This is a genomic window from Thioalkalivibrio sp. AKL6 (assembly GCF_000376905.1).
GTDB lineage: Bacteria > Pseudomonadota > Gammaproteobacteria > Ectothiorhodospirales > Ectothiorhodospiraceae > Thioalkalivibrio > Thioalkalivibrio versutus.
In genome coordinates this window covers 1-24,686 of record NZ_AQXS01000006.1, presented here as the reverse complement: position 1 = coordinate 24,686, position 24,686 = coordinate 1, and the positions used below count along the sequence as shown (strand labels likewise).

The following is a 24,686-nucleotide window of genomic DNA, read 5'->3' as shown; positions in this document are numbered from 1 at the left end:
ATACTTGCAGGAAGGGAAGTGCGAGAGAAACGAGCAGGGCTCTTGCGGAGCCGCGTTTGTCGGGCGGCAGTCAGTAGCCGGCGGCGGGATCGACCGGCGTGATCGGGGCGTGGCCCTGTTCAAGCGCGCGGGCGTTGCGCACGAAGATCTCGAGGGCGCGCTCCATATAGTGCGGCGAGGTTCCCGAGACGTGTGGAGTGACGAGGACATTCTCCCGGTTCCACAGGGACGAGCCCGCGGGCAGGGGCTGCTCCTCGAAGACATCCAGTGCGGCGCCGCGCAAGTGGCCCGTGTCCAGGGCCTGGGTCAGGGCCCGCTGATCCACCACGCCGCCACGCGATATGTCCACCAGAACCGCGCCGGGCTTCAGGTGCTGCAACTGGGGCTCGGCGACCAGGTGGTGAGTGCCCGGCGTGAGGGGCAGGCAGACGACCAGGTAGTCCACTTCGGATAGACGGTCTTCCACAGCGTCCAGCGGGATGACCTCGCTGGCATGGTCATGGGCCCGCGGGTTGCGCTGGACGCCGATCACACGCATGTCGAACGCCTGGGCGCGGCGGGCTACCAGCGCGCCGATGTGCCCCATGCCGAGCACCATGACGGTGCGTCCGGTCAGTTCCCCAAGCCAGCTGCGCTCCCAGCGTTTCTGGCGGCTTTGCTCGTTGAAACGATCGAAGTGCTTGGCGAAGTAGAGCATGGCGCCGATCGCATACTCGCTCATCGGGGCACCATGGACGCCGCTGCTCTTGGTCATCATCAGGCCATCCTTGGGGAAGGGCATGTCCCAGATTCGCTCCACCCCGGCGGACAGGAAATGGATCCACTGATAGCGCGACAGGCGGTTCAGGGCCTCGGGCAGCCAGGGCAGCGTGGGGGCGATGACCGCGTCGACCTCAAGCCCCTCGGGAACGGCGTCGGGCCCCCCGGCGAAGGTCAGCGCGGTGTTGGGAAATGCCTCGCACAGGCGGCTTTCGATGAGGCCCTGTTGTTGCCGCAGGACGTCAGGCTTCTGCAGGAACAGCGTCCGGCTCAGGCGCATGCCCGACTCCGGTTGTGCAGCCGGGCCGCCAGCCGGAAGATGCGGCTGCGGACCTCGTCGCGGTTCTCCCCCAGCTGTTCCGGCGTCGCCGCGCGAAACCGTTGTTCCGCCGCTTGCAGGCGTCCCAGTTCGCCGCGCAGGCGCGCGGCCCCGGTGGCCGGGTCTTCCTGACTGACGACCTCGCGGAATGCGCGCGAGAGGATCACCCATTCGGAGCCGAGGCGGACATGCTCGCCCAGAATGGATTCCGCCGGGATCTCGCCTTTGCCCACGGCCCCGACGCCTCCAAACCCGAACGCGACGCCGGCCTCGCGGCACAGTGCCGCAGGGGCCTCGAGCATGCCGCCGGCCAGGGGTTCGAACAGGAAATCGAGCCCGGTGGCCAGGCTGAGGTCATTCAGGCCGATGTGAATCTGGTCGTCGGGCCCCAGCAGCGGCAGGTAGGAGGGGAGCCGGATCAGTGCCTGGGGTGTCTCGACCAGCAGAGCGACCGGCACTTGTCCGCCCACTGCGTCGAGGAAGAGCGCGACCTCGTCGATGTGGGTGAACATCGGCAGCATCAGCCGGTCGGCGCCGGCTTCGATCGCCTGGCGGACTTCGGAGGGCGTTTGCGATGCCGGGGGGTTGATGCGAACCATCAATTCGGCGCTCGTCAACGCGCCGGCAATGCGGCGCACATCCTCGAGCGTGTGGCGCGCCTTGTGCGTGTCCATATGGCCCTGACGCTCGGCCTTCCCGCGGACTTCCATATCGACAAAGATGCGCGCGATCCCGGCTGCCTCAGCTTGTCGGGCGACGTTGGCGGAGGCGGTGATGAACATGTGTTTCAGGGTCGAGTTCATTTCGTGTCCCCTTGCTGTCGGTTACGCAACGAATCGCGATAGGTACGCCAGTTGATGCCGGCCTCGCCGTACACCCCCTGGCCGGTCAGGACTACGTAAATGGTCCGCAGGATTAATCCCAAGTCATACAGCAGGTGATGCTGCGCGGCGTACTCGGTATCGGCCTCGAGCTGCTGGATCCAGCCCAGGGTGCGGCGACCGCGGACCTGGGCCAGGCCGGTCAGGCCGGGCCGCACGGAAAAACGGGAGGCGTAGGAAGGCGGGACGACCTCCACCTGCTCCGGCAGGATGGGGCGGGGGCCGACCACGCTCATGTCGCCACGCAGGATGTTCCAGAGCTGTGGCAGTTCATCGAGACTGCTGGCGCGCAGCAGCCGGCCTGCACGCGTGATGCGCGGATCGATCCCGGTACTGACGACCTGCTCGTGGTGCTGGTCGATGGTGTCCGGGTCGCGATCCACCATGGTGCGGAACTTGAGCACCCGGAAAGGCTGGCCATGGAGGCCAATACGTCGCTGGCGGAACAGGATCGGGCCCGGGCTGTCGAGGCGGATTGCCGCGGCGATCAGAAACAGGACCGGTGCCAGCAGGATCAGGGCCCCCATGCTGGACAGGACGTCGAACAGTCGTTTGAGAGTCGCGTTCATGTGAGCTCCATGGACCGAAGAATCACGCGATTGACCTGTCCAACCTCGTATTTCGCTTCCACCCGCTCACGCGAGGCCCCGGCCATCCGGGGTAACAGTTCCGGCTGATCCAGAAACCGTTGCATGGCCTCGGCCAGGGGCGCAGTGGTTCGGGGCGGGACGAGAAAGCCGTTCTCGCCATCCAGGACGGTTTCACGGCAGCCAGGGGCATCCGTGGTGATGATCGGGCGCCCCACGCTCATCGCCTCCAGCACCGAGCGGGGCGTGCCTTCTCGGTAGGAGGGCAGGACGAAGACCGAGGCCTTCTCGAGCCAGGGCCGAACATCGGTAACGCCGCCTGCGAACTCGACGATGCCCTCGCGCTTCCAGGCCTCGACCTGTTCTGCCGGGATCGAGTGGGGCAGGTCCGGGTTGTGGGGACCGACGACGACGAACCGGGCGCTGGGGGATTGCTGGTGGACCTGGCGCGCCGCCTCCACGAATTCGAGGATGCCCTTTTCGGTCAACAGGCGACCGACAAACAGGAACAGTGGGTCGCCCTCGGGCAGGGGCTGCCGCGCGAAGCGCTCCACATCCACGCCGGATCCGTTGATGCGGACCACCCGTTGGGTGTCGGGCAAAACCCCGCGGTCGAGGAAATCCTGCAGGTCATCCGGATTCTGGAAGAACACGCGATCGCAACGAGCGAGTGCCGTTCGGTACAGACGCGAACTGATGGTCCGCAACACCCGTGTCCGCCAGGACTCGGTCGTGAAGGCATGCCCCAGGCCGGTGATCATGGCGTATACCCGCGGAACGCCGGCCCAGTGTGCAGCCAGGGAGCCGTACACGACGGGCTTGACGGTGTAGCTGAACACCGCCTCCGGGCGCAGCCGCCGAATCAGCCGCGCCAGGGACATTGTGGTCCGCAGGTCTTCGACCGGGTTGACTCCGGTCCGGCCCAGGTCGAAGGGGTAGATCGGGATACCCAGGTCCTCGACCTCGGGTAGATAGTCCTTGCGCGGGACTGCCGCGGCCACGCCATGCCCTCGCGCCTGAATCTCGCGGATCAGATCACCGCGGTTGGCGATCAGCGAGCGGGCGTTGGCGGCCACGATCAGCAGATCGACGCTGCAGCGTTCGCGTACCGCGCCTTGACGGGCGGTCTCGGCAGCACTGGAGGTGTTGCCGCGCAGGGGCGATACGATTCGGCGATGCTCGGTTTCCTGCATGCGTTGCGCTCCTGTCTCGAGGGTGCTTCGCCCCCCTCCGGGGTGGCGGCGTTCAGGCACCTCGTAAGTCCGTGTGCATGAGGGCAAAAGGTAAACAAGACAATGGTTTATCGCCATCTTTCCGGGGGCTCAAAGTGTGCGAGACACCCCGAAAAGACAGCGCGAACCAAGAGGGATTGAGCGTTTATAGACGCAGGTCACTCGCCTCCGGCGGGAGCACGGATTTGACGTCGAAGATCACCGCGCGCTCGCGTGCGAACTTCTGTACGCCCTGCGGGCCCAGTTCCACGAACTCCCAGTGCGGGACGGCGAGGACGATTGCATCGTAACGAGACGGCTCCGGGGTATCGGACAGGAGGTCCAGGCCGTACTCGTGATGGGCCTCGGCTGCGTCCACCCAGGGGTCCCAGATGTCGACGTTGGCGTTATAACCGTGCAGGTCATGGACGATGTCCACCACGCGCGTGTTGCGCAGATCCGGACAGTTCTCCTTGAAGGCGAGACCCATGATCAGGATGCGCGAACCCACGACCGGGAACCCCTTGCGGATCATTGCCTTGATGGTGCGGTCCGCGATATGCCCCCCCATGCCGTCGTTGGTGCGGCGTCCGGCGAGGATCATCTCCGGGTGGTAGTCGACGGCCTGCGCCTTGTGCGTCAGGTAGTACGGATCTACGCCAATGCAATGCCCGCCCACCAGGCCGGGCCGGAACGGCAGGAAATTCCACTTGGTCCCGGCCGCGGCCAGTACCGCCTCGGTATCCAGGTCCAGGCGCTCGAACAGCATGGCGAGTTCGTTGATCAGCCCGATATTCACGTCGCGCTGGGTGTTCTCGATGACCTTGGCCGCCTCGGCGACACGGATGCTGGCCGCCGGATGGGTGCCTGCGCGGATGATGCGGGTGTAGAGCGCGTTGACGAAGGCGGCGACCTCGGGGGTGGAGCCGGAGGTGACCTTGACGATGTCGGGGATACGGTGTTCCTTGTCGCCGGGGTTGACCCGTTCCGGGCTGTAGCCGAGGAAGAAATCCCGATTGAGCTCCAGCCCCGACTCGGCAGCCAGCACGGGGGCGCAGTCCTCCTCCGTGGCTCCGGGGTAGACCGTGGACTCGTAGATCACCACGTCGCCCGGCTTCAGCACGCCCCCCACCGTGTGGCTGGCGGCCAGTAGCGGGCCCAGATCGGGGCAGCGATGCGCATCAATCGGGGTCGGCACCGTCACGATGAACACATTGCATTCCCGCAGCCGCTCCCTGTCTGCGGTCAGCTCCAGATGTTCGGCGCCGGCGAGTTCCTCGCGCGAGACTTCGCGCGTGCGGTCATGCCCCCCACGCAGTTCCTCGACCCGACCCGTATCGATGTCGAAGCCCAGCGTGGGCAGGACCCGTCCGAACTCGGCCGCCAGAGGCAGGCCGACATAACCCAGACCAATAATGGCCAGACGCGGGGCGTCCGGTGCCGCAAATTCCGCCATCTTTCAATCTCCTGTGTGAATGTGCGTAGGGGCCCCGGGAGTGGGGCGGGTGCGCGTGGGGTGCGCGGCAAATCAGGGCGAGGCACGCCGCGGGTGCGGCAGGCTTGTATCGGAAGATTCGGGTGGATCGGTGACATTGTCGGTCGTCGCTGCACGCCTCCCGGTGAGCCGTTGCAGGCGTTCCCAGCGCCATACGCGGCGGCCGGCCAGGCCCGCGGCCAGGGCAATCAGAATTCCGAGGAATTTCGCGCGGTGGCGGGCGGCGGTACCGAAGTTGCTGGTGCCCCAGGCGAAAATGATCGTGAGCACGACGAACATCACCACCAGCAGTCGGAAGTCCTTGCGTTGCCACCAGTGGTGGCGATAAACCGCCAGCAGCAGCACCAGGGACAAGTAGAACAAGCCCTCCAGCATGCCGATCAGGTGAACCGGGGAGCGCACCTCCCACAGCGGGGGGCCGAACAGCAGATAGCCCATGCGGACCGGCGTCAGGACCAGCGCCTGAAGATCATTGGAGGGAATGAGAAAAGACGGATAGGCGGCGCCGCCACGCGCGCTGCGCTCGGCCCGCTGGTCCAGGGTCTCGGTCTGCTCCATGACATCGCCTAGCTGACCAATGGAGGAGAAACGCATGTCGTCCATCACCAGGAAGCCCAGGACACCGGCCGCGCCGAGCAGGATGCCGCCGAACAGCAGGCCTGGGCGCATGCGGCCCAGGTCCGAGGCGCGCAGAAACTCCTTGATCGACCAGCCGACCAGCACGACCGCAATGCCGGCGATCGCAAACACCGCGGCGCCATGCACGATCGCCGAGGCCAGCAAGACCCCCACCGCCGCCACCAGAAAAACGCTGCGCTGGCTTTGCACCCAGCGCACCAGCCAGAGCACCCCGAGCAGGAAGAAGGCGGTGAACCAGACCTCGCGCAACGGCACGGCGGCGTTCACGATCAGGATGGGGAACAGCGCGGCGATCCAGGCGGCGCGCACCGCCGCCTGGCGGTCCCAGAGCTGTTCGGCGATGCGCGCGATCAGGTAGACCGTCAGCATGCCCAGGGCGATATTCACGGCCTGGAAGGCGAAGGGCGCGCGGTCGACGCAGGCATAGATGTTCGCGATCAGCCAGCTGTGCAGGTAGGAACTGCCCATGCTGAAGTGATCCCCGAGATTGCCGCAGCCGCTTTGGGCCCAGAACCAGGCGCGGCGTTCGAAGCTGATCGCATCGGCGCCGCCCTGGGGCAACGGGAACAGGAAACGCTGCACCAGGGCGGCGCCGATGCGGGCAAGGAGGGCCGCCAGCAGTGGCCACAGATAGCCCTCCCGGGTGCGGCCCGTCCACAGCACGGCGACCAGCACGATGATCAGGAAGCTGCCCGACAGAAGCAGTTCCATGAAGGTGAACGGGATCGCGGTATAGCTCATGGCGAGACGGACGCGGTGCCTGCCAGGGCATCCTGGAACAGGGCCTGATAGCGCGCGCTCACGGCATCGAGGGCGTAATGCGATTGCATGCGTGCACGAGCCTTGCCCCCGAGACCGCGCAGGCGTTCACGGCCCTGGCCAACGGCGTAGCGAATGGCGTCGGCCAGGTCCGGCGGCTTTGGGCTTGCGGAGACAAAACCGGTCTCTCCGACCACGGTGGCTGCATCGCCGATGTCCGTGACCACGGCGGGGACGCCGCAGGCCATTGCCTCGCCTACGACGTTGGGGAAGCCCTCGCCCCAGCGCGATGGCAGCACCAGCAAATCCAGGCCTGGATAGAGGGCCTCGGGTTCGGGGGTCGGAGGCAGCAGTGTTACGTGCCGGGCCATCCCGTGCTCGCGCATGGCCAGGGCCAGGGGATTGTCGTCTGCGGAGACCCCGGTGCCGACCATCACGCAGTGCACGTCCACCCCGGACTGGACCAGTTGCGCCAGGGCGGCCACCAGTCCGGCATGGTTCTTCATCGGATGGGCGCGGCCCACCATGCCCAGCAACCAGGTTTCCGCACCAATGCCCAGCTGCGCGCGCAGGCCACCGGGCGCCTCGGGTTCGGGGCAGAAACGCCCCAGATCAAAGCCGTTGGGCAGCACCACGCGACCGCTGGACGCAAAACCCAGGGCCTCGTGCTGCGCGGCCGCGGCCGCACTGTTGTAGACGATGCGCGCCGGATGCCGCGACAGCCACGCCCCGGTCCGGATCACCCAGCGGGTTCCGCGTTTCTCGTGTGCCAGGTCGTGCACCGAGTGGCGTACATTCCAGAACACCGGACCGCGGTGTCCAAGGCGCCGGGTGAGCGAGGCGGCAAGGTTGCCGTGGTACATCCAGCCCATGACGCCATCCGGCTGATAGGCGTCCAGTGTCCGGCGCAATGCCGCGATCCATCCCACCGAGAGCGGGCTGCGCAGTCCTCCGGAATACACCGGGATGCCGTGCGCGCGGATGGTCCCGGCCATTACGCCGGGCTCCTTGAGTGCGAAGACCGCCCCGGCATCCGGCGCGGCCCGTAACAGGTTCCCCAGCTGGCGTTCCGCTCCGCCCTGGCCGAGGCCATTGATCACATGCAGGATCTTCACCGCCGATTCTCCCGCAACTCGCTGATGACATGCAGGTGCTTCCCGCTGGCCGAGGGCGGGATCGTGCCCACGCGTTCGATATCGAGTCGGGTGCTCGCGCCCAGTTGCTGGTGGATGGCGGGTTCCAGTCGCTCGCGCAGGGCCTGCTCGCGCTCGCTGTCGGACCTGTGGTCTGCAGGGATCAGCCGCAGGCGGAGGTGATCCTCCGCGTGCTGTACCCACTGGTACTGCCCGATCCAGTCTTCCGGGTACAGAAGCTGGCGCAGCCAGCCGCCGAATACGACTGCACCGTTGGCGCCGCGCAGGTGATCGGTCACGCGCCCCCATACACCCTCCAGCAGGGGCCACTCACGGCCACAGTCGCAGGTCTCCCTCGACCAGCTGGCCAGGTCGCCGATCGCGTAGCGCAGTAGGGGCATGCTGTGATTCGTGAGCGAGGTGACCACGACGCGACCCGGGGTGCCGGGGGGTGCCGGCCGGCCCTCGTCGTCGAGGATCTCGAGGAACTGTGTCAGGGGGTTCACGTGCAGGCCTCGGTGGCGTTCGCATTCGCAGGCCATGTCGCCCACCTCCCGCGAGCCGTAGCGGTTGAACACAGGGGCGGAGAAGGCCTCCTCGATGGTGTCGCGCATATCGGGAAAGAGGGTTCCGGCCGAACTCAGCACGCTGCCGATACCCTGAATGCGGATCCCCCGGCGCAGGGCGTGCCGGGCGAGTTCGTGGCCGCTCTCCGCGTAGACCTGGAGCTGCGCGGGCGGTGCCGCGCGCAGCTGCTCCAGGTGTGCATCCATCGTGGCCGGATCCATGCAGTAGGCGTTCAGAAGGGTGCGATTCTTCATCCGCTCGGCCAGTCGGCGCACGCCGCGCCCGGCGGTCAGGTCGCGTGAAGCGGCCCAGAGCACGGCCTTGCGGTGTCCCGGCCGGTAGCCGGTCCAGGCATCGAACAGGGCCTTGGTGGCGCGGCCCCAGCGGCGGTAGGCGGTGTCCTGGTAGAACGTTGCGGGCTCGCCGGTCGACCCGCCGGAGGTGTTGCGCCGCAGTCCGGGGCGTGGCCGCTCGGAACACAGGCGCTCGCCTTCGCGGCGGATGGTGTGCTTGTCGAGAATGGGCAGTGACAGCAGGGCCGCAACCGGATCAGTCGCGATCACGTTCACCGGTGGCAACAGGTCGCGGTAGTACGGGACCTCGTCTCGCGCCTGCATCAAGAGACGGGCCAGTCGTTCGGCCTGCAGGCGTTGCAGGGCAGGGAGTGAGAGCCGCTCGGCGCGGCGCAACGCGGCATATTCGCGCGGGCCGGACAGCCAGGGAAGGAGGGCACCAAAGGCGAGGGACATGGCGTTTGCGTCTCAGGCGCCGGCGGTGCGCATCAAGCGCAGGCTGGAGCGTGCCCGGCGTGCGAGCTCCAGGAGTGGCCCCAGGCGCGAATACTGGATTGCCCGGTTCGACTCGCGCGAGAAGCGGCAAGGCTGGCAGTGACCACAGGGCCGGCCCAGGATCGGCGAGTGGCAGAACCAGGATTGTTCGAGCAGGGGCAGGAAGCCCTTGGCCTCGGCATCGAACTTCATCGCCTCCTTGGTTACTGACAGCAGCGGGAAGCGGTAGTACTGGAACAGCTCCCAGGCGAAGTCGTCCTCGCGAAAGCGGTAATCGCCGCACTGCGGATTGCGGAACAAGCGTTCCTGCAACTCGGTTCCGGCCTCGTGACCGGTCAGCGACAGTTCGAGGTCACGCAGGCCCTCCTGTGCGCACAGTCGTGCTAGCCAGTCGTACTGGGTACCCACATGCACCTCGCTGGCCAGGCGCTGATAAAGCGTGGTGATGTCCGGGTTCGCGAGGATGTCGTCGCGCAGGTAGACCCGGACCGGCGCGACCCGCCCGCGGGCTTCCGGGCGGGACTCCAGCCCTGCCCGGATGGTGGCCATGGCGCGCAGCTCGTAGACATAGGACTTGCGTCGCGGGTCCAGGACATAAATCGGTTGGACCCGGTGCTGGCGGTGCAGCGCCAGGTCCAGAAGGCGGTAGCTGGAGTCCCAGCCACCGGTCCACAGCAGTTTGATCGTGTGCATGACGTCCTCGTGATTGCGGCTGGCTGGGTTAGCGCGGATAGCCCTGTGGGACCGAGGGCAGCAACGGGCCAAAACAGGACTCGTTGCGCGACCAGGCCACTTGCTCCGCATTCCATTCCAGGATCACGGGCTTGCCGTCGGCCTGGATGCAGACGTCCCAGCCGATGAAGCGCAGATAGGGGATGCGGCGGTGGGCGTTCAGGCAGAGCTCGCGCACGGCGCCGAAGTTGGGGATCCGCAGGCCTTTGACGTCAGTGCCACTGTCCGGGTGGACCGAACCGATGCTGACGCAGACCGGGTCGCGCAGGTGGCCATCCAGCCAGCCTCCGCCGTCCACGCCGACGAAATAGCCGCCGGTGGAGACGTTGTCGGTGCGCTGTCCTTCGCGCCCGAGGCGCAGAAAGTGGTTCAGGATGCGCAGCTCGCCGGATTCGGGATCGAGGAAGGTCAGGACCCGCAGGGTGTTCACCGAACTGGCATTGATTCTCGCGATATCGGCGTGCTGCTCGATCAGGGGCTGCACGATGCAGTTGCCGGGAATCCGGGCGAGTTCCTCGGCGACGCGGTCGGCGGGCGCAAAGGTCACGCCGAGGCCCTGACGCCCCTCGTCGGGCTTGAGGACGTAGCTCTTGTCGTCTTCGAGACGGGCGAGGGCGGCAGCCAGCGGTTCCGGTGTGCCCCGGGCGTCCAGATACTGGCCACCCACGCGCACGAAGATGGGCGGTACGACGCTGTCCGGGAACAGGCGGGAGTCCATCGTCTTGAGTCCGCTCAGGCGGCGGATGTCCTGGCGGTTCCACAACGGATTGAGGTGTTCGGTGTAGTAGTCGTCGCCGATCCAGCCCTCGATGAACTCGCGGCGGACCTCGGTGTAGGCCGCCAGCCATGGCCACCAGGAATCGCTGCCGTAGGTTTGAGCGGCGTAACGCTTGATCTGTTGTAGGACCGGGCGCGTCACCACCGATTCGCCATGCGCGCGGATCAGCTTTTCGCGCCACTGGATCGCGATCTTGCGCGACTTCTGCAGGTGGCGCAGGTGCACCGCACGCGCAAGGGTGCGCGCGAGGCGTCCGCTGTTCTTGATCTGCAGGGGCTGGGATTGAACGTGTGTCACGGGCATTTCCTCGGTTTGCATCGGCACGCCGGCTTCAGCCGTGGGTGCCGGAGGGCGCAGCGTCGGTAATCGACTGGACCGGAGACTCGGTCGTCCCGGGTTCGGTGACCAGGTCGTCGAAGCGGCCCACTGACGTGAACGAGCCGCGCTCCAGGTGGGCGACCTGATCGCAGGCCCGCACGGTGCTCAGACGGTGGGCAATCAGGATGATGGTCTTGCTCTGCGCCAGGGACTCGATCGCCTCCATCACAGCGCGCTCGGTGGTGGTGTCGAGGGCGCTGGTGGCCTCGTCGAATACCAGGACATCGGGGTCGTGGTAGAGGGCGCGGGCGATGCCGATGCGCTGGCGTTGACCGCCGCTCAGGCGCACGCCGCGCTCGCCGACCATGGTGGCGTACTGCTCCGCCATGTCCTGGACGATGAAGTCGTGGACCTGCGCCATGCGGGCGCAGCGTTCCACCCGGTCGTGGTCGATTTGTGCGGCGGGGATACCCAGTGCGATGTTCTCGGCCACGGTCGAATCCGTCAGGAAGATGTCCTGGGGCACATAGCCCAGGGACTGTTGCCACGCGCGCAGGTTGGCATCCGTGACGGGCTGGCCATCCACCAGGATGGCGCCCTGGGTCGGCCGTAGCAGGCCCAGAAGCACGTCCACCAGGGTCGTCTTGCCGGATCCGGTGGTGCCGATGATGCCCACCGAGCTGCCAACCGGGATTTCCAGATCAATGGACTGCAGGGCAGGCTGGTGGGCGCCCGGGTAGGTGTAGTCGATGCCCTTGAGCTGGATGGTCTGGCGTGGGACCAACGGCTGCGGTGCACGTCGATGCAGCTCCGCGAGGGCCTCGCGTTCACGCAGGTCGGCGGTCACGCTTTCCACGGCCGCAGCGCCGAAGCGCAGTTTGGCGAGGCCGGCGTAGATGTGCTGCGCGGCGGGCAACAGGCGATAGCCGGCAAAGGCATACAAGCCGATGATCGGGAGGATCTCGCCGAGGGAATCGGTACCCGTTCCGCCCTGGGTGTGCAACAGGATCAGGGTCAGCGCGATGATGCCGCCGAAGCCGATCGCCTCGATGAGGAATTTGGGGACCTGGGCGATGGTCTGGTTGGTGGCCTGGTGCCGGGCCTGGCGCTTGGACGGCGCGTCGAAGCGCGACAGGTAGGCGTGCTCGCGGCCCAGTAGCTTGATGTCCTTGATGCCGCCCAGGGCCTCGCCGGCGGCGGTGAAGCGCTCCTTGTTGGCGCGCGAACGATCGCGCCCGATGCGTCCGAGCAGGCCGCGCACGAACACAAAGATCGTGCCGTACACGCCGCCAATGACGACCGCGACTCCCAGCGCCAGCCACGGGTCGACGATGACGAGCAGCGCCGCGATGGCGAGGGTGACCACCAGGTAGGCCACCATGGTGATCCCGGGGCGGAAGACATTGAGTACCAGCTGGTCGACCTCCGAGAGGATGCTTTTGGCCATGTCGCCGCTGTGGCGATTCAGGAAAAATGCATACGGCTGGCGCAGGTAGGTCTCCAGGAGTCGCTTACCGAGGCTGTGGCGGCGCATCTCGATGAAGCGGTTCATCGCAAAGTGCGTGAGTGTGCGAAACACCGCCGAGAACAGGATCAGTGCGAAGGCTGCGGCGCCCAGGGCAAAGATGAACTGGTCCACCGAGGTGAAGCCCAGCCCGGTGTAGAGCTGGTTGAGCACGGGGTTGGTGTGGACCAGTTCGGGGTTTCCAAGCACGGACAAGAACGGCATGACTGACGCCACGCCGGCGGTTTCCAGTATCGCCATCACCATCACCATGCCGAGCACCAGGGCGCCCCGCCGTCTCTCGGCCGGGGTGAGCAGTTGCAGGGTCTTGCGGTAGATGCCCATCAGGCGGCCGCCCGGTAATACCCCAGGTACCAGTCCACGAAACGGGCGATGCCATCCTCGACGGTGGTGGTTGGTTCGTAGCCGGTATCGGCGCGCAGGGCCTCGACGTCGGCGTAGGTATCCGGCACGTCCCCCGGCTGCAGCGGCAGCAGGTGCTTCTGGGCCTTGCGACCCAGGCAGTCCTCCAGCACCTCGATGTAGTGCATCAGCTCCACCGGACGGTGCGCGCCGATGTTGTACAGGCGATAGGGCGCGGAACTGCTCGCGGAGTCCGGGGCCGCGCCACTCCACTCGGGGTTCGGGGCCGCGGGCAGATCCAGGGTGTGGATCACGCCCTCCACGATGTCGTCGATGTAGGTGAAGTCGCGCCGGTGGTGGCCGTAGTTGAAGACGTCGATCGGCTCGCCCGCCAGGATCTTCTTGGTGAACATGAACAGCGCCATGTCCGGACGGCCCCAGGGGCCGTAGACAGTGAAGAAGCGCAGTCCGGTCACCGGCAGGTCGTAGAGATGGCTGTAGGTATGCGCCATCAGCTCGTTGGCCTTCTTGCTGGCGGCGTACAGGGAGAGCGGGTGATCGACATTGTCGTGCACCGAGAACGGCATGGTGGTGTTGGCGCCGTAGACCGAGCTGGAGCTGGCATAGACCAGGTGCTCGACGCCGTTATGGCGGCAGCCCTCCAGGATGTTGCCGAAGCCGACCAGGTTGGTGTCGACATAGGCCGCCGGGTTCTCCAGCGAATAGCGCACGCCGGCCTGGGCCGCCAGGTTCACCACCCGCTGCGGCCGGTGCTCGCGGAACACCCGTTCCACCGCCGCTCGATCGGAGATGTCCTGCTGTTCGAACACGAAGTGCTGACGGGCGGCGGGGAAGGCGCGTATGTGATCCAGCCGGGCCCGCTTCAGGCTCGGGTCGTAGTAGTCGTTCAGATTGTCGACACCGATCACGGTGTCGCCACGTTCCAGCAGGCGCAGGGCCAGATGGGAGCCGATAAAACCTGCCGCGCCGGTGATCAGGACTTTCATGTCGCCTTTCCCTCGTCGGATGAATGGCGGCTGTTTCCGGACCACAAGCCCGCTGTAGGGCGGTGTGATGGAGGTCCGGGACAGTCGCAGATGGACGGAACGCGATGGATTCAAGCACCCCCATTCAGGGCCCTGCAACGCCGTTTCCGGGAAACGTGAGGTCGATCCGCCGAAGCTGTGAACAGGCCCGTAAGTTTCGTGTTTGGGCGTTGTCCCCCGGGGGGGGTGCGCCGATATTCTGCGCCAGTTCGGCGACGATCCTGCTCATTCGTGACAGGGTTACCCCGCTTGAGGCCCAAGCCGCCCGGGTTCGCCACGATCACTGGAAGCCCCGCAGCTGCTGGCACGGCAGGCGTTGCGGTAATGCGCGAAAGAGGATGATCCATGAACGAGACAACCCCCATTCGCTGGGCCCTGTCGCTGGTCACGCTACTGGCGCTGAGCGGTTGTGCCTGGGCACCTGGCGGGCATATCTCCGAGCGCAGCTCGAGTGCCCCGGTCGAAGATCTGGTCGACATTGAACCGATTACGTTCGGTCTGATCCGGGCACAGGAGCAGCGCTCGGTACCGCCGGACCTGCGGCGGGCGAGCGATGATTTGGTGCGGGACGTCGACGAGTACGACTACCGCGTGGGTCGTGGCGATGTGCTGGCGGTCATTGTGTATGAGCACCCGGAGCTGACCATCCCGGCCGGGAGCGAGCGGTCGGCGGTGGAATCGGGCAACACCGTGCATTCGGACGGCACGATCTTCTATCCGTATATCGGACGGGTGCATGTGGAGGGGCGCACGGTCGCGGAGGTGCGCGATCTGATTGCGCGCGACCTGGCGGCCTTTGTGAACGAACCCCAGGTCGAGGTGCGGCTCGCCGCGTTCAACTCGCAGAAGGTCCGGGTGACGGGCGAGGTGCGCGAGCCGGGTGTGCAGCCCATTACGAACGTCCCGCAGACGGTGCTCGATGCCATCCACCAGGCTGGTGGTCTGGCGGACACGGCCAACTGGCATGAGGTGATCCTCACTCGGGACGGAGAGGAAATCGTCGTCTCGCTCTACGAGATGCTGCGCCATGGGGACATGTCGCAGAACCGGCTGTTGCGCGATGGGGATGTCCTGCACATCCCGGACACCGCCGGCCAGCAGGTCTATGTGATGGGCGAGGTGGGTGATCCTCAGCGCCTGCCCCTGGGCCGTGGTCAGGTCACCCTGATGGATGCGCTGAGCCAGGCTGGAGGCTTCAATGAAACCCGGGCGGATGCCAGCGGGATCTTCGTGATCCGCCGTGCACCACCCGAGAGCGACAAGCTCGCGACCGTCTATCAGCTGGACGCGCGCAATGCCTCGGCACTGATGCTCGGGGCCGAGTTCGAGCTCGAACCGCTGGACATCGTCTATGTCACCACCACGCCCCTCGGGCGCTGGAATCGCGTGATCAGTCAGATCCTGCCCACCGTGAGCGCGGTCTATCAGGCATCGCGGACCACGCGAGATGTTCGAAACCTCAGCGACGACTTCTAGCCATGTTCAATCGGATTCTGGTGGTTTGTACCGGCAACATCTGCCGCAGCCCCATTGGGGAAGCCCTGTTGCGTAATCGTTTGCCCGAGCGCGCGGTGGAATCCGCCGGCCTTGGGGCCCTGGTCGGGGAGGGCGTTCACCCCGAAGCCCGGCGTCTCGCCGAGGTCGACGGCCTGGATGTCTCGGCACACGTGGCGCGTCAGGTGGAGCCGGAGCTCCTGCATCACGCCGACTTGGTGCTGGTCATGAGCGAGCGGCAGCGGCAGGCAGTGGGGGCGTGCCACCCCGAGGTGCTGGGCAAGACGATGCGCTTCGGTCACTGGCTGGAAGATGGCCGGGGCCGTGATGTTCCTGATCCCTATGGCAAGAGCCCCGAGGTATTCGGGCAGGCACATGCCCTGCTCGTGGAGGCTGCCGACGCCTGGGCGCGGCGGCTCAATCGATGATCTTCGACACAGGTAAATCCCGATGACCCAGAATCATTCTCCCGGGGGGCCGGAAGGCGAACTGGATATTGGCCGACTGCTCGGTCAGTTGCTGGACCACAAGTGGTGGATCGTGGCGATCACGGTCCTGTTCGCAGTGGCGGGCGCGATCCATGCGACGCTGTCGACTCCGATCTACCGGGCCGATGCGCTGGTGCAGGTCGAAGACATGGGGCGTTTCAGCAGCCCCCTGGCCAACGTGCGTGAAATGCTGGGGCAGGAACCCCGTGTCGAGGCCGAGCTACAGATCCTCCGCTCCCGCATGGTCCTCGGACGCGCGGTCGACCAGGAGTCGCTGGACCTGGTGGTGCGCCCGCACCGCATGCCCGTGGTGGGGGACTACCTGGTGCGGCGCGGCATGGAGCGCCCTGCCTTTGCAGGTTCGAGCGTCTGGGCGGGCGAGTCCCTCAATGTTGGCGACTTCCGGGTGGCCCGTGCATACGAGGGACACACCTTCACGCTGGAGGTCCTGGATGACAACCACTATCGCCTGTTGGGCGGCGATCGCGACCTGGGCGAGGGCCGGGTCGGCGCGGACGTGGAGTTTCTTGATGGCGACGTGCGGCTCCGGGTGGCCGAACTGGAGGCGGCCCCTGGGGCCCGCTTCGATATCCAGAGGCGTTCCCGCCTGGCCGCGATCAATGGCCTGCGCGCCCAGTTCGATGTCGGACAGCAGGGTCGGGAGAGTGGCGTGTTCAGCCTGGCCCTGACCGACCCGGACCCGGACCATGCGCGCCGCATCCTGAATACAATCAATCAGATCTACCTCACGCAGAACGTTCAGCGCAAGGCGGCCGAGGCGGAGAAGAGCCTCGAGTTTCTGGAGGAGAAGGTTCCGGATGTTCGCGAACAACTGCAAACGGCCGAAGACGCCCTGAATGAATACCGGATGGAGCGCGAGAGCGTGGACCTTTCGCAGGAGACCCGCACCGTGCTGGACCGGCTGGTCAACCTTGAGCGTCAGCTCAATGAGCTGGAGTTCGAAGAGGCGGAGATATCCCGGCGGTATACGCCCAGCCATCCGACCTATGCGGCACTGATCGAGAAGCGTCAGAAGTTGCGAAGCGAGCGCGGCCGGTTGAATGAAGAGATCGGTGCGCTGCCGGAGACCCAGCAGCAGATCCTGCGCCTGAACCGCGATGTCGAGGTCAATCAGGACATCTATGTGCAGTTGCTGAATCGCATGCAGGAAATGGATATTGCCCGGGCCAGTACGGTCGGGAATGTCCGCATCCTGGACGATGCGCAGGCCGGCCTCTCGGCGGTGGAGCCGCAGCGCAGGATGATCGTGATGTTGTCCACGGTCTTTGGCGGTGGCCTGGCCATTGCGCTGGTGCTGGTCCGCGGGATGTTGACGCGCGGTGTGGAATCCCAGGAAGAGATCGAGGGTATCGATCTGCCTGTGTACGCCAGTGTTCCCCGGTCGCGGCAGCAGGAGAACCTGCTGCGCAGGGTCAAGCGGCGGCGTCAGCCGCGCGGCTTCGACGTGCCGGGTGGCGTGCTCGCCTCCCTTGACCCGGCCGACGACGCCATCGAGGCGCTGCGCGGACTGCGCAGCAGCCTGCACTTTGCGATGCTCGAAGCCGGAGACAATCGCCTGGTGATCACCGGGCCGAGTCCGGATGTCGGCAAGAGTTTTGTATCGGTGAATCTTGCCGCAGTCTGTGCTCAGGCGGGGCAGCGGGTCCTGGTCATTGATGCCGATCTGCGCAAGGGGCATGTGCATCATGCGTTCGGGCAACGCAGTGACGGGGGCCTGTCGGAGTATTTGGCCGACCGCGAATCGCTGGACGGGATCCTGCGAGGCACCGAGATCGATGGGCTGCACTACATCGCCCGCGGGAGTGCTCCGCCGAATCCGTCGGAGCTGCTGATGGGGGATCGTTTCAGCCGTCTGCTGGAGCAAGTCAGCCGCGACTACGACTTGGTGCTGATCGACACGCCCCCGATCCTGGCGGTGACCGATGCGGCCGTGGTGGCACGTCAGTGCGCGACCACCCTGATGGTCGTGCGTTTCCAGCTGAATCCGCTGCGCGAGATCGAGTCGGCCCGGAGGCGTCTCGAAGCGGCCGGGGTCGACGTGCGCGGTTGTATCCTGAACTCGATCGAGTACAAGGCCTCGACCAGTTACGGGTACGGTTACTATCACTACTCCTACAAATAGCGCTTCCTGACAAGGATTGGCGATCGCGAACGCGCTAACCCGAGGCCCCGGCTCTTGCCGGGGCCTTTTTGTGGCAGGGCGGGTCGCCGGAATCGATTGCGGCCGTGTAGGTGCAGAGGGTCGGTATCACCGGCCTCGCGAGACTCCGTGAAGGTCGAACTCAAGCGCAAACGGGGGAGAGTGGGCATTCAGAAGGCCCGACGACATGGGAATCGACGGCCTGCCCGGCTGGCATCCTGGCACGGGCCCCGCGCCGCCAGCGGTTGTGCATGCGGCCGGGCTGAGGCTGGGCTGGTCGCTGCCGGCGCAAAGGGCGGCGGGTCTGGTGGAAGCGGTATCCGGGCCCCGAGGGACCCGGATACCTAAGAGTTATCGCCAGGTGGCGTCGGGCTCGTCCCAGTAGCGACCGAGTTGGCGCTCCTCGGTGATGTCGAAGAGCTGATGGCGCCGGTTCAGGCGCGCCCCACCGTCGCGGGTCAGCGGCTGCCAGGCGATGTTGGCCCGGTTGCGGCTGGAGGTGGAGAAGAATGAATCGTAGGGGATCGACAGGTACAGACCCTTGTCGAAGCTGCCTTCGCCGAAGTCGTCGCCGGCGTCGGTGAAGGTCGACCAGGCACCAACCACCACGCCATTGTCGAACTGGCGCGAGAAGTCGAGTGTGGTCCCGAGATCCCCTGCGAGATAGCGGCCTACGCTGACTCGGGCATGGATGTCCTGGATACCGGTATCGAGATAGGAAGTGACGTGCCCGGTCACCTGTTCATAGTCGCGCAGGCCGAACTGCTGGTCGAACTCGCGCTGGCGGACCCAGTTGGCATCGACCCCCAGGGCCCAGCGGCTGTTGAACGGCCGGTACAGGATCTCGCCCCCGATGCCGGCGTACATGGTCTCCAGCAGGCCGCCGTAGGCCATTGCGTACCAGTCCTGGCCGAGACGCTGGGTATGCGTGGCTTGCAGGTTGGAAATTCCCACATCGGTCTCGGCCAGGTAGTCCCCGATGTGCGTGCGCACGCGGGGCAGTTCGGAGTCGGCGATGTAGTCATAGTTCTCCAGGTTGTCCAGCAAGGTGGTGGAGAGCATCGACGAGATCCAGGTGCCCTGGCTCAGGAAATAGCTGGCGTCCAGGTAGGCCGAGAGGCGATAGAGATAGCCATCCGGTCCGCCAAAGTTCTGCTCCAGCGAGGGCCCCATGCCCCATTCGAACCGGCGCGGCTCGGCTGCGTAGAGCACCTCGCCGCGATCGTTGTCGGTGGGCTTGGCATCGCGTACCCGCACACTGTGGCGGTAGTCGGTTTCGTGATCGGCCGAAGCCAGGGCACGGCCGAAAGCCTCGCGATCGTGCAGGCTCTCGCGCAGATCGAGACCGAGGGTCTGCCAGCGATACTGGAAGGTATGAATGCCAGCTTCGGCCTGGGCTTCCAGCAGGCGGTTGGCGCGCCCTTCGGACTGCTTCAGGTCGCGGAAGCGGCTGGGCTGGCCGGTCACCTGAATGATGTCGCCGACCTGGCGAATCTCGGTCACATGAATCCCGGCGTTGGCATTGAGGTCCGCGGCGACCGCGTCCCAGTCGCGGCGGTCGAGATGCGCGGGTTCGACCGGGGGTGGATCATCGGCCTTGGGCTGCGAGAGTCGAGCCAGATTGGTCGTGAAGTGCAGGCCGACCATCGCGGTGTTCCCGCGCTGCCAGCCGGCATGCAGTTCCACGTTGCTGGTCAGGCGCAGGCGGGCGCCAAAATTGAAGCGCGAGTCCTGTTCCTGGGCATTGCTCTGGGGCTCTTGTTGATAGGTGTTGCCCTCGTACTCGACCTGCAGCAGCAGGCGATCCCAGGGGGTCTGGTATTCCACCCCGCCGAACAGCGCGGCGGGACCGCGGAACATCTGGTGCGTGGCGACTTCGCCCCCCTGGCCGCCGCCGGCGGACCGCGGGCGGCGGTCGAAGCTGTCGTGGATCCAGCCCAGCGGCGATTCGATGTCTCCGTGGTTACCGAGGTAGCCCCAGCCGAGCCCGAGGGAGAAGTCGAGGTTGTTCCAGCGTTTGCTCGCGACCAGATATTCGCCGCCGAACAGGGTCGTGCCGCCGAGATCCTGAAAGCCCACGGCCACCTCCGGGATGTACCGGGTCTCCTGCTTCAGGCGCAGCTTCATGTCGACGCCCTTGTCGATGTTGTAGCGGTCATCATCACCGGCCGCGAGGTAGGCCCGGTTTTCCACCTGGACGTAGCGGAAGCCCAGTTCCATCCAGTCCATGGGCTGGACGAAGACACTCCAGCGGCGATAAGGGAAGGTGCGATTCCAGCCTCCCGCGAAATGGCCGGCATCGCCGGTGCGGGCTGTCGGGGTTTGCATCAGGCCGATGCCACCGGTGTCCCGCTGGCCCAGGCCGAGTCCGAAGTCCTCGGCCTGGGCGGAGGGAATGCCCAGGCCGACGAGTACGGCGGCCACCAGGCTGCGGCGGCGCAGGCGCGAAGCGGTAATGTTCATGGGAGGGTCCGTAATGTGCAGTTGTCACCCGGCAGGCGAGTGGCGAGAAAGCGCGGCAGACGATGGTTGAGCAGGTCCCCCTCCAGGGTGCCTCCAAGGTCGCGGATGTTGAGATGGGCCATCACCCGTGTGCCGGGGGCGATCGTATTGTCTTCCCTGTTCCAGGCCGCGACCCCGAACACATGGACTTCGCCAAGCGGTGTCACTACGGCGGCCGTATCGGAGCCGCGCACCGCGGCGCGTGGCGGACGTGACAGGAGGTCCTGCAAGGTCATGCCCGGGTCCCATTCGTGGCGCTGAACGCCATCCATGGACCACAGCTCCACCCAGTCGGGCGGGTCGCAGTAACCGATATGTTCCAGGTCCGTCGCCGTCGGGGCATGCCGCAGGTTGGCCAGGAGCCAGGGCAGATCGAGACGTTCCGCGCTGCGCGCATGGGGGGTGGGCTCCATCGACTCGACCGTACGGCTCCAGTTGTCCAGCGCTTGCGCGACGTGTGGGCGCCCGGCGATGTCCATGGTTTGTGCGATCAGTTCAATCTCGGCCAGGAGCCGCCTGCGTTCGTGGTCGACCGGGCGCATATCGCGGCTGCGCAGGCCAAAGCTGTAGGCCCAGTCGATTGGCGCGGACAGCTCGCCTTGCCAGGCCACCCAGTGATCGGTGAGCGGGGTCTCGGCGGGCGAACGGTCGGCCAGGCCCGCGGACGGAGCCGCGGCCAGCAGACACAGGGCCAGCCAAGGGAAACGGATAGGGTGTTGCATCAGGCCTCCTGCCGGGGCTACCACCAGGGGCGAGCCACCTGCCAGGCGATCATGGGGCCGCCCGGCCAGGCCTGGCCGTCGTATGCCCATAGATCGCGGGTTTCGGGGTCGCGCCAGAGTTCGGCACGGGTAGTGCCGTCCCCTTGCCAGTCGATTCGCTCGCGGCAACGCTCGAGCTCCAGGGTCGCCAGGGGGAGGTCCCGCGCCGAGGGTGCGGCGCACTCGAGGGTGCCCTGGCCGACGTGGCGCACCACGGTTCCCGAGTCATCCCGGACATGGCGTTCGATCCGGTAGCCTGCGGAGGCCTCGCCGCGCCATGGGGGCGTTTCCAGGTCGGGGTGGTGGGTGCCAAGCAGGTCGGCGCCGAGGCCGGCGGTGGCAAACAGGCCCCCGTCGTGCAGTTGGAGCGACAAGCCCTCGGCACTCGGCCAGTACGTGTGTCCATTGGACATCGCCCCGAGGATCAGCAGTCCCCGGTGATGTTCGGTGTGGACCGCGAGCGAGGCGTAGGGGATTTCCTCCGCGCGGGAAGACGCATCCGGGCCACCGGATACCATGCTTTGCAGGGATGCCCCCAGCGGTGTGGGACCGCCACTACCGCAGGCCGTGATCAGGCTCACGAAAATTCCCAGGCCCAGACATGCGAAAGCCGCCCGGAGGCGGCCTTCGCGAAGGAAGAGCGGATTGGTCCGCATGGGCGTGCGTTACCGGGTGCCCGTGGCCGGGGTGGTACCGCTACCCGGAGTGGTGCCCGTGCCCGGGGTGGTCCCGGTGGACGCGATCAGGCCGACCAGGCGGCCGGAACGGGTGGCGATGCGCGAGACCGCGCCGGGTTCGGAGCGGGCCGCAGCGGAGATGCCGCCCGACGGGGAGCCGCCGGCGACCGGAGAGTTGGGGGTGCCCTGCGGGGCACTGGCGCTGGCGCCCGCACTGGTCCCAGCGGAGGGGCCTCCCGCGCCCCCGGCCGACTGGGCCATCAGGGGGCTGGATGCGAAAACGCTGGCAACAATTGCAGTGGCGAATATCTTCTTGATCATGGTCACGTTCCTCACTTCACCGGGGGTGTCGTTTACCGAGGGACAGTGTAGGAATGGATGTCCGCCGGGAACAGCGGACGGGGTTGATTCTGAGAGGTGAATGGGAGGTTTCGCGCACGTGTCTTGAACCAGTTGGAAATTTTGCCTCCTGGAGGTCACATTCGTGGGTGGTTCCTGTCCCGCGGACCCTTTCACGAAGCGTTCAGCTTGGCCGGTCTAGGCTTAAGGAAACACTGATTAATGCGCACACTCGCGTTGGCACGCCAGGTTTTCCGAGACAAGGCGCGGTCCGCAGCCGGTAGTGGTTCTACCGGCAAGGGGTGCAACGCAGGATCGGGGAACCTGGGGTGCCAACCCCACAAACCATTAAAAGCAGGGGCTCGGCCGCCCGTTGTTGATCAAAAACGGGCGTGCGCACGGCGTTGCGGCTCCCTTGTGCAGAATGACTGCACGGCAGTCACCGCGCCTTGTTCGCACGCAAAAGCGACTCGAGCGCGAGTGTGCACATTAATCAGTGTTTCCTTAATGGCGAGACCGAATCGCGCAGCCCCTGGCCGCGCAATGGAGGCAGAGATGACAAAACTAGTGCTGTTCCTGGTGGCAGCGGGCCTGATTTTGCTGTTGTCGGGGTGTCAGACGGTGAGCAAGCAGCAGACGGGGGCCCTGATCGGGGGCGCGGCAGGCGGTGTTATCGGCAGTCAGATCGGGGGCGGGCGCGGGCGTACTGCGGCGATTATTGCCGGGACCCTGGCGGGTGCGGCGGTTGGCGGTTCGGTGGGGCGGAGCATGGATGACGTAGACCGGATGCGCGTGTCGCGTACGCTGGAGACGGTCCCGGATCGCCAGAGCTCGACCTGGCGCAACCCGAATACCGGGCATCAGTACCACGCCACACCGACCCGGACCTACCGCTCCTCGGGGCAGGACTGCCGCGAGTACCAGGTGCAGGCCACCATGGACGGCTACCCCGAAACGATTAACGGCACGGCCTGCCGTGATGCCAGCGGGCGCTGGGTGGATGTTTAGAGAGAACCCCGGTGCCCCGGGCGACTTGTCCGGAGACGGGTCAGCCGGAAGAGGGCCACAAAAAAGGTTCATCGAAGGATACCGGGGAGGTGTTCGTGCGCTGAAGGGCATCGTAGTCTCGCGTGGAGCCAGGAAGGACGCGGGAGAGAGCGATGCTGGACAAGAAGACGTTGCAGAAGCTGGGGGGCTGGGAAGGCTATCGGCTGGAGCGTGCGGTTTGGCCGGAGGAGGCCGGCGGCACGCTGGAGTTGCACCTGAAGCCGACGCGGCAATGGATGCACTGCGAGCGCTGCGGTCATCGGACCCGGCAGGTGCACGAGACGACGGTACGGCGGGTGCGGGATCTTCCCCTGTTCGAATATCGGGTGGTGTTGGTAGTGCCGCGTCGCCGGGTGTGGTGCGAGCACTGCGGCGGTCCCCAGTTGGAACGTCTGAGCTGGCTGGGGCGCTATCAGCGGCTGACCAACCGGTTGGCGGATGCCTGCAGTCAGTTGTTGCGTTCAGCCAGTATCCAGGCCGTGGCCGCATTCTATGGCCTGGGCTGGCACACCGTGAAGACGGTGGACCGGCATCGCCTGGCGGCGGCGCTGCCGGAGCCGGACTGGGCATCGATCCGCTATCTGGCGATGGACGAGTTCGCCCTGCACAAGGGCCACCGCTACGCGACCGTGGTAATCGAGCCGATCCGGCGCCAGGTGTTGTGGGTCGGCGAAGGCCGCTCGCGCGAGACGGCGCGGGCCTTCTTCGAGCAGCTCCCCGAAGGCGTGTGCGAGCGCATCGAGGCGGTGGCGATCGACATGACCACGGCCTTTGAGCTCGAGATCCGGGCGCAGTGCCCCCGGGCCGAGATCGTCTACGACCTGTTCCATGTGGTGGCCAAGTACGGGCGCGAGGTGATCGACCGGGTGCGGGTCGATGAGGCGAAGCGCCTGGGCGACGACCGACAGGCCCGACGCGTGATCAAGTCCAGCCGCTGGCTGCTGTTGCGCAACAGGACGTCGTTGAATGCTGGCCAGGCGGTGCGCCTGGACGAGCTGCTGCAGGCCAACCAAGCGTTACTGACGGTCTACCTCTTACGCGACGAACTCAAGCGACTGTGGTTCCAGCGCAGCCCCGAGCGGACGTACCAGGCGTGGCGGCAATGGGTGCAGCAAGCCCGCGACAGCGGAATCCAAGCCCTGCAGCGCTTCGCACGCCTGCTGGAGCCCTACCTGCCCGGCATCGTCTCGCGCTGCCGCCACCGGCTGAACACCAGCGTCGTCGAGGGCATTAACAACACGATCAAGGTCATCAAGCGTCGGGCCTATGGCTACCGCGACCAGGACTACTTCTTCCTCAAAATCCGCGCCGCCTTCCCCGGTAATGCTCGATGAACCA

Annotated in this window: 21 protein-coding genes; 5 read left to right on the top strand and 16 right to left on the bottom strand. The window is 66.2% G+C overall.

The annotated features are described in order from the left end of the window. Positions 1-70: 70 nt before the first annotated feature. The 12 genes from D575_RS0100915 to D575_RS0100860 all read right to left on the bottom strand — a co-directional run bounded on the left by D575_RS0100915 (position 71) and on the right by D575_RS0100860 (position 13,840). Positions 71-1,039, bottom strand: a complete 969-nt coding sequence (locus D575_RS0100915; RefSeq protein WP_018144033.1) for a D-2-hydroxyacid dehydrogenase — start codon at positions 1,037-1,039, stop codon at positions 71-73. Then, positions 1,030-1,881 (bottom strand): aldolase/citrate lyase family protein, encoded by an 852-nt coding sequence (locus D575_RS0100910; protein ID WP_018144032.1) that lies wholly within the window; start codon positions 1,879-1,881, stop codon positions 1,030-1,032. Before D575_RS0100910 ends, D575_RS0100915 begins: the two co-directional genes overlap by 10 nt. Further along, positions 1,878-2,528, bottom strand: coding sequence for a sugar transferase (locus D575_RS0100905; RefSeq protein WP_018144031.1), 651 nt, complete (start codon positions 2,526-2,528; stop codon positions 1,878-1,880). Before D575_RS0100905 ends, D575_RS0100910 begins: the two co-directional genes overlap by 4 nt. After that, positions 2,525-3,739, bottom strand: coding sequence for a glycosyltransferase family 4 protein (locus tag D575_RS0100900; RefSeq protein WP_018144030.1), 1,215 nt, complete (start codon positions 3,737-3,739; stop codon positions 2,525-2,527). Before D575_RS0100900 ends, D575_RS0100905 begins: the two co-directional genes overlap by 4 nt. Before the next feature lie 184 nt (positions 3,740-3,923). Beyond that, entirely contained in the window at positions 3,924-5,213 is a 1,290-nt protein-coding gene (locus D575_RS0100895; protein WP_018144029.1) for a nucleotide sugar dehydrogenase, read from the bottom strand. Between the two features lie 72 nt (positions 5,214-5,285). Further along, positions 5,286-6,632: a glycosyltransferase family 39 protein gene (locus D575_RS0100890; RefSeq protein ID WP_018144028.1), complete on the bottom strand. Its 1,347-nt coding sequence runs from the start codon at positions 6,630-6,632 to the stop codon at positions 5,286-5,288. Further along, a complete protein-coding gene (locus D575_RS0100885; RefSeq protein WP_018144027.1) occupies positions 6,629-7,765 on the bottom strand; it encodes a glycosyltransferase in 1,137 nt (378 codons plus the stop codon). Before D575_RS0100885 ends, D575_RS0100890 begins: the two co-directional genes overlap by 4 nt. After that, the gene (locus D575_RS0100880; protein ID WP_018144026.1) at positions 7,762-9,099 is read right to left on the bottom strand and encodes a phenylacetate--CoA ligase family protein; all 1,338 of its coding nucleotides are present in this window, start codon (positions 9,097-9,099) and stop codon (positions 7,762-7,764) included. Before D575_RS0100880 ends, D575_RS0100885 begins: the two co-directional genes overlap by 4 nt. Before the next feature lie 12 nt (positions 9,100-9,111). Beyond that, positions 9,112-9,831 carry a hypothetical protein gene (locus tag D575_RS0100875; protein WP_018144025.1) on the bottom strand — a complete coding sequence of 240 codons (720 nt, stop codon included), beginning with the start codon at positions 9,829-9,831 and terminating at the stop codon, positions 9,112-9,114. 28 nt (positions 9,832-9,859) lie between these two features. Next, the gene (locus D575_RS0100870) at positions 9,860-10,945 is read right to left on the bottom strand and encodes a sugar-transfer associated ATP-grasp domain-containing protein (protein WP_026182000.1); all 1,086 of its coding nucleotides are present in this window, start codon (positions 10,943-10,945) and stop codon (positions 9,860-9,862) included. A gap of 34 nt (positions 10,946-10,979) precedes the next feature. Beyond that, positions 10,980-12,815 (bottom strand): ABC transporter ATP-binding protein, encoded by a 1,836-nt coding sequence (locus D575_RS0100865; protein ID WP_018144023.1) that lies wholly within the window; start codon positions 12,813-12,815, stop codon positions 10,980-10,982. Further along, complete coding sequence (locus D575_RS0100860; RefSeq protein ID WP_018144022.1) at positions 12,815-13,840, bottom strand: NAD-dependent epimerase; 1,026 nt, start codon at positions 13,838-13,840, stop codon at positions 12,815-12,817. Before D575_RS0100860 ends, D575_RS0100865 begins: the two co-directional genes overlap by 1 nt. A 384-nt stretch (positions 13,841-14,224) precedes the next feature. On the opposite strand from D575_RS0100860, the gene D575_RS0100855 reads away from it, so the two are divergent. The 3 genes from D575_RS0100855 to D575_RS0100845 are packed head-to-tail and all read left to right on the top strand — an operon-like array spanning position 14,225 to position 18,004. Next, complete coding sequence (locus tag D575_RS0100855) at positions 14,225-15,355, top strand: polysaccharide export protein (protein WP_018144021.1); 1,131 nt, start codon at positions 14,225-14,227, stop codon at positions 15,353-15,355. Positions 15,356-15,357: 2 nt separating this feature from the next. Further along, entirely contained in the window at positions 15,358-15,801 is a 444-nt protein-coding gene (locus D575_RS0100850) for a low molecular weight protein-tyrosine-phosphatase (RefSeq protein WP_018144020.1), read from the top strand. 22 nt (positions 15,802-15,823) lie between these two features. Further along, entirely contained in the window at positions 15,824-18,004 is a 2,181-nt protein-coding gene (locus D575_RS0100845; protein ID WP_018144019.1) for a polysaccharide biosynthesis tyrosine autokinase, read from the top strand. Positions 18,005-18,373: 369 nt separating this feature from the next. Here the strand turns inward: D575_RS0100845 and D575_RS0100840 are convergent, their stop codons facing one another. From D575_RS0100840 to D575_RS13760, 4 genes are all read right to left on the bottom strand, one after another. Continuing rightward, on the bottom strand, positions 18,374-20,464 hold the full coding sequence (locus D575_RS0100840) for a YjbH domain-containing protein (RefSeq protein ID WP_026181999.1): 2,091 nt from the start codon (positions 20,462-20,464) through the stop codon (positions 18,374-18,376). Between the two features lie 17 nt (positions 20,465-20,481). Continuing rightward, the gene (locus D575_RS0100835; RefSeq protein WP_018144017.1) at positions 20,482-21,246 is read right to left on the bottom strand and encodes a capsule biosynthesis GfcC family protein; all 765 of its coding nucleotides are present in this window, start codon (positions 21,244-21,246) and stop codon (positions 20,482-20,484) included. Positions 21,247-21,263: 17 nt separating this feature from the next. Continuing rightward, positions 21,264-21,803 carry a YjbF family lipoprotein gene (locus D575_RS0100830; RefSeq protein WP_026181998.1) on the bottom strand — a complete coding sequence of 180 codons (540 nt, stop codon included), beginning with the start codon at positions 21,801-21,803 and terminating at the stop codon, positions 21,264-21,266. 147 nt (positions 21,804-21,950) lie between these two features. Continuing rightward, complete coding sequence (locus tag D575_RS13760; protein WP_019612076.1) at positions 21,951-22,283, bottom strand: hypothetical protein; 333 nt, start codon at positions 22,281-22,283, stop codon at positions 21,951-21,953. A gap of 573 nt (positions 22,284-22,856) precedes the next feature. Here D575_RS13760 and D575_RS0100820 point away from each other — a divergent pair. Then, positions 22,857-23,309: an RT0821/Lpp0805 family surface protein gene (locus tag D575_RS0100820; protein WP_018144014.1), complete on the top strand. Its 453-nt coding sequence runs from the start codon at positions 22,857-22,859 to the stop codon at positions 23,307-23,309. A gap of 152 nt (positions 23,310-23,461) precedes the next feature. Next, on the top strand, positions 23,462-24,682 hold the full coding sequence (locus D575_RS0100815; protein ID WP_018143877.1) for an ISL3 family transposase: 1,221 nt from the start codon (positions 23,462-23,464) through the stop codon (positions 24,680-24,682). Positions 24,683-24,686 lie beyond the last annotated feature (4 nt).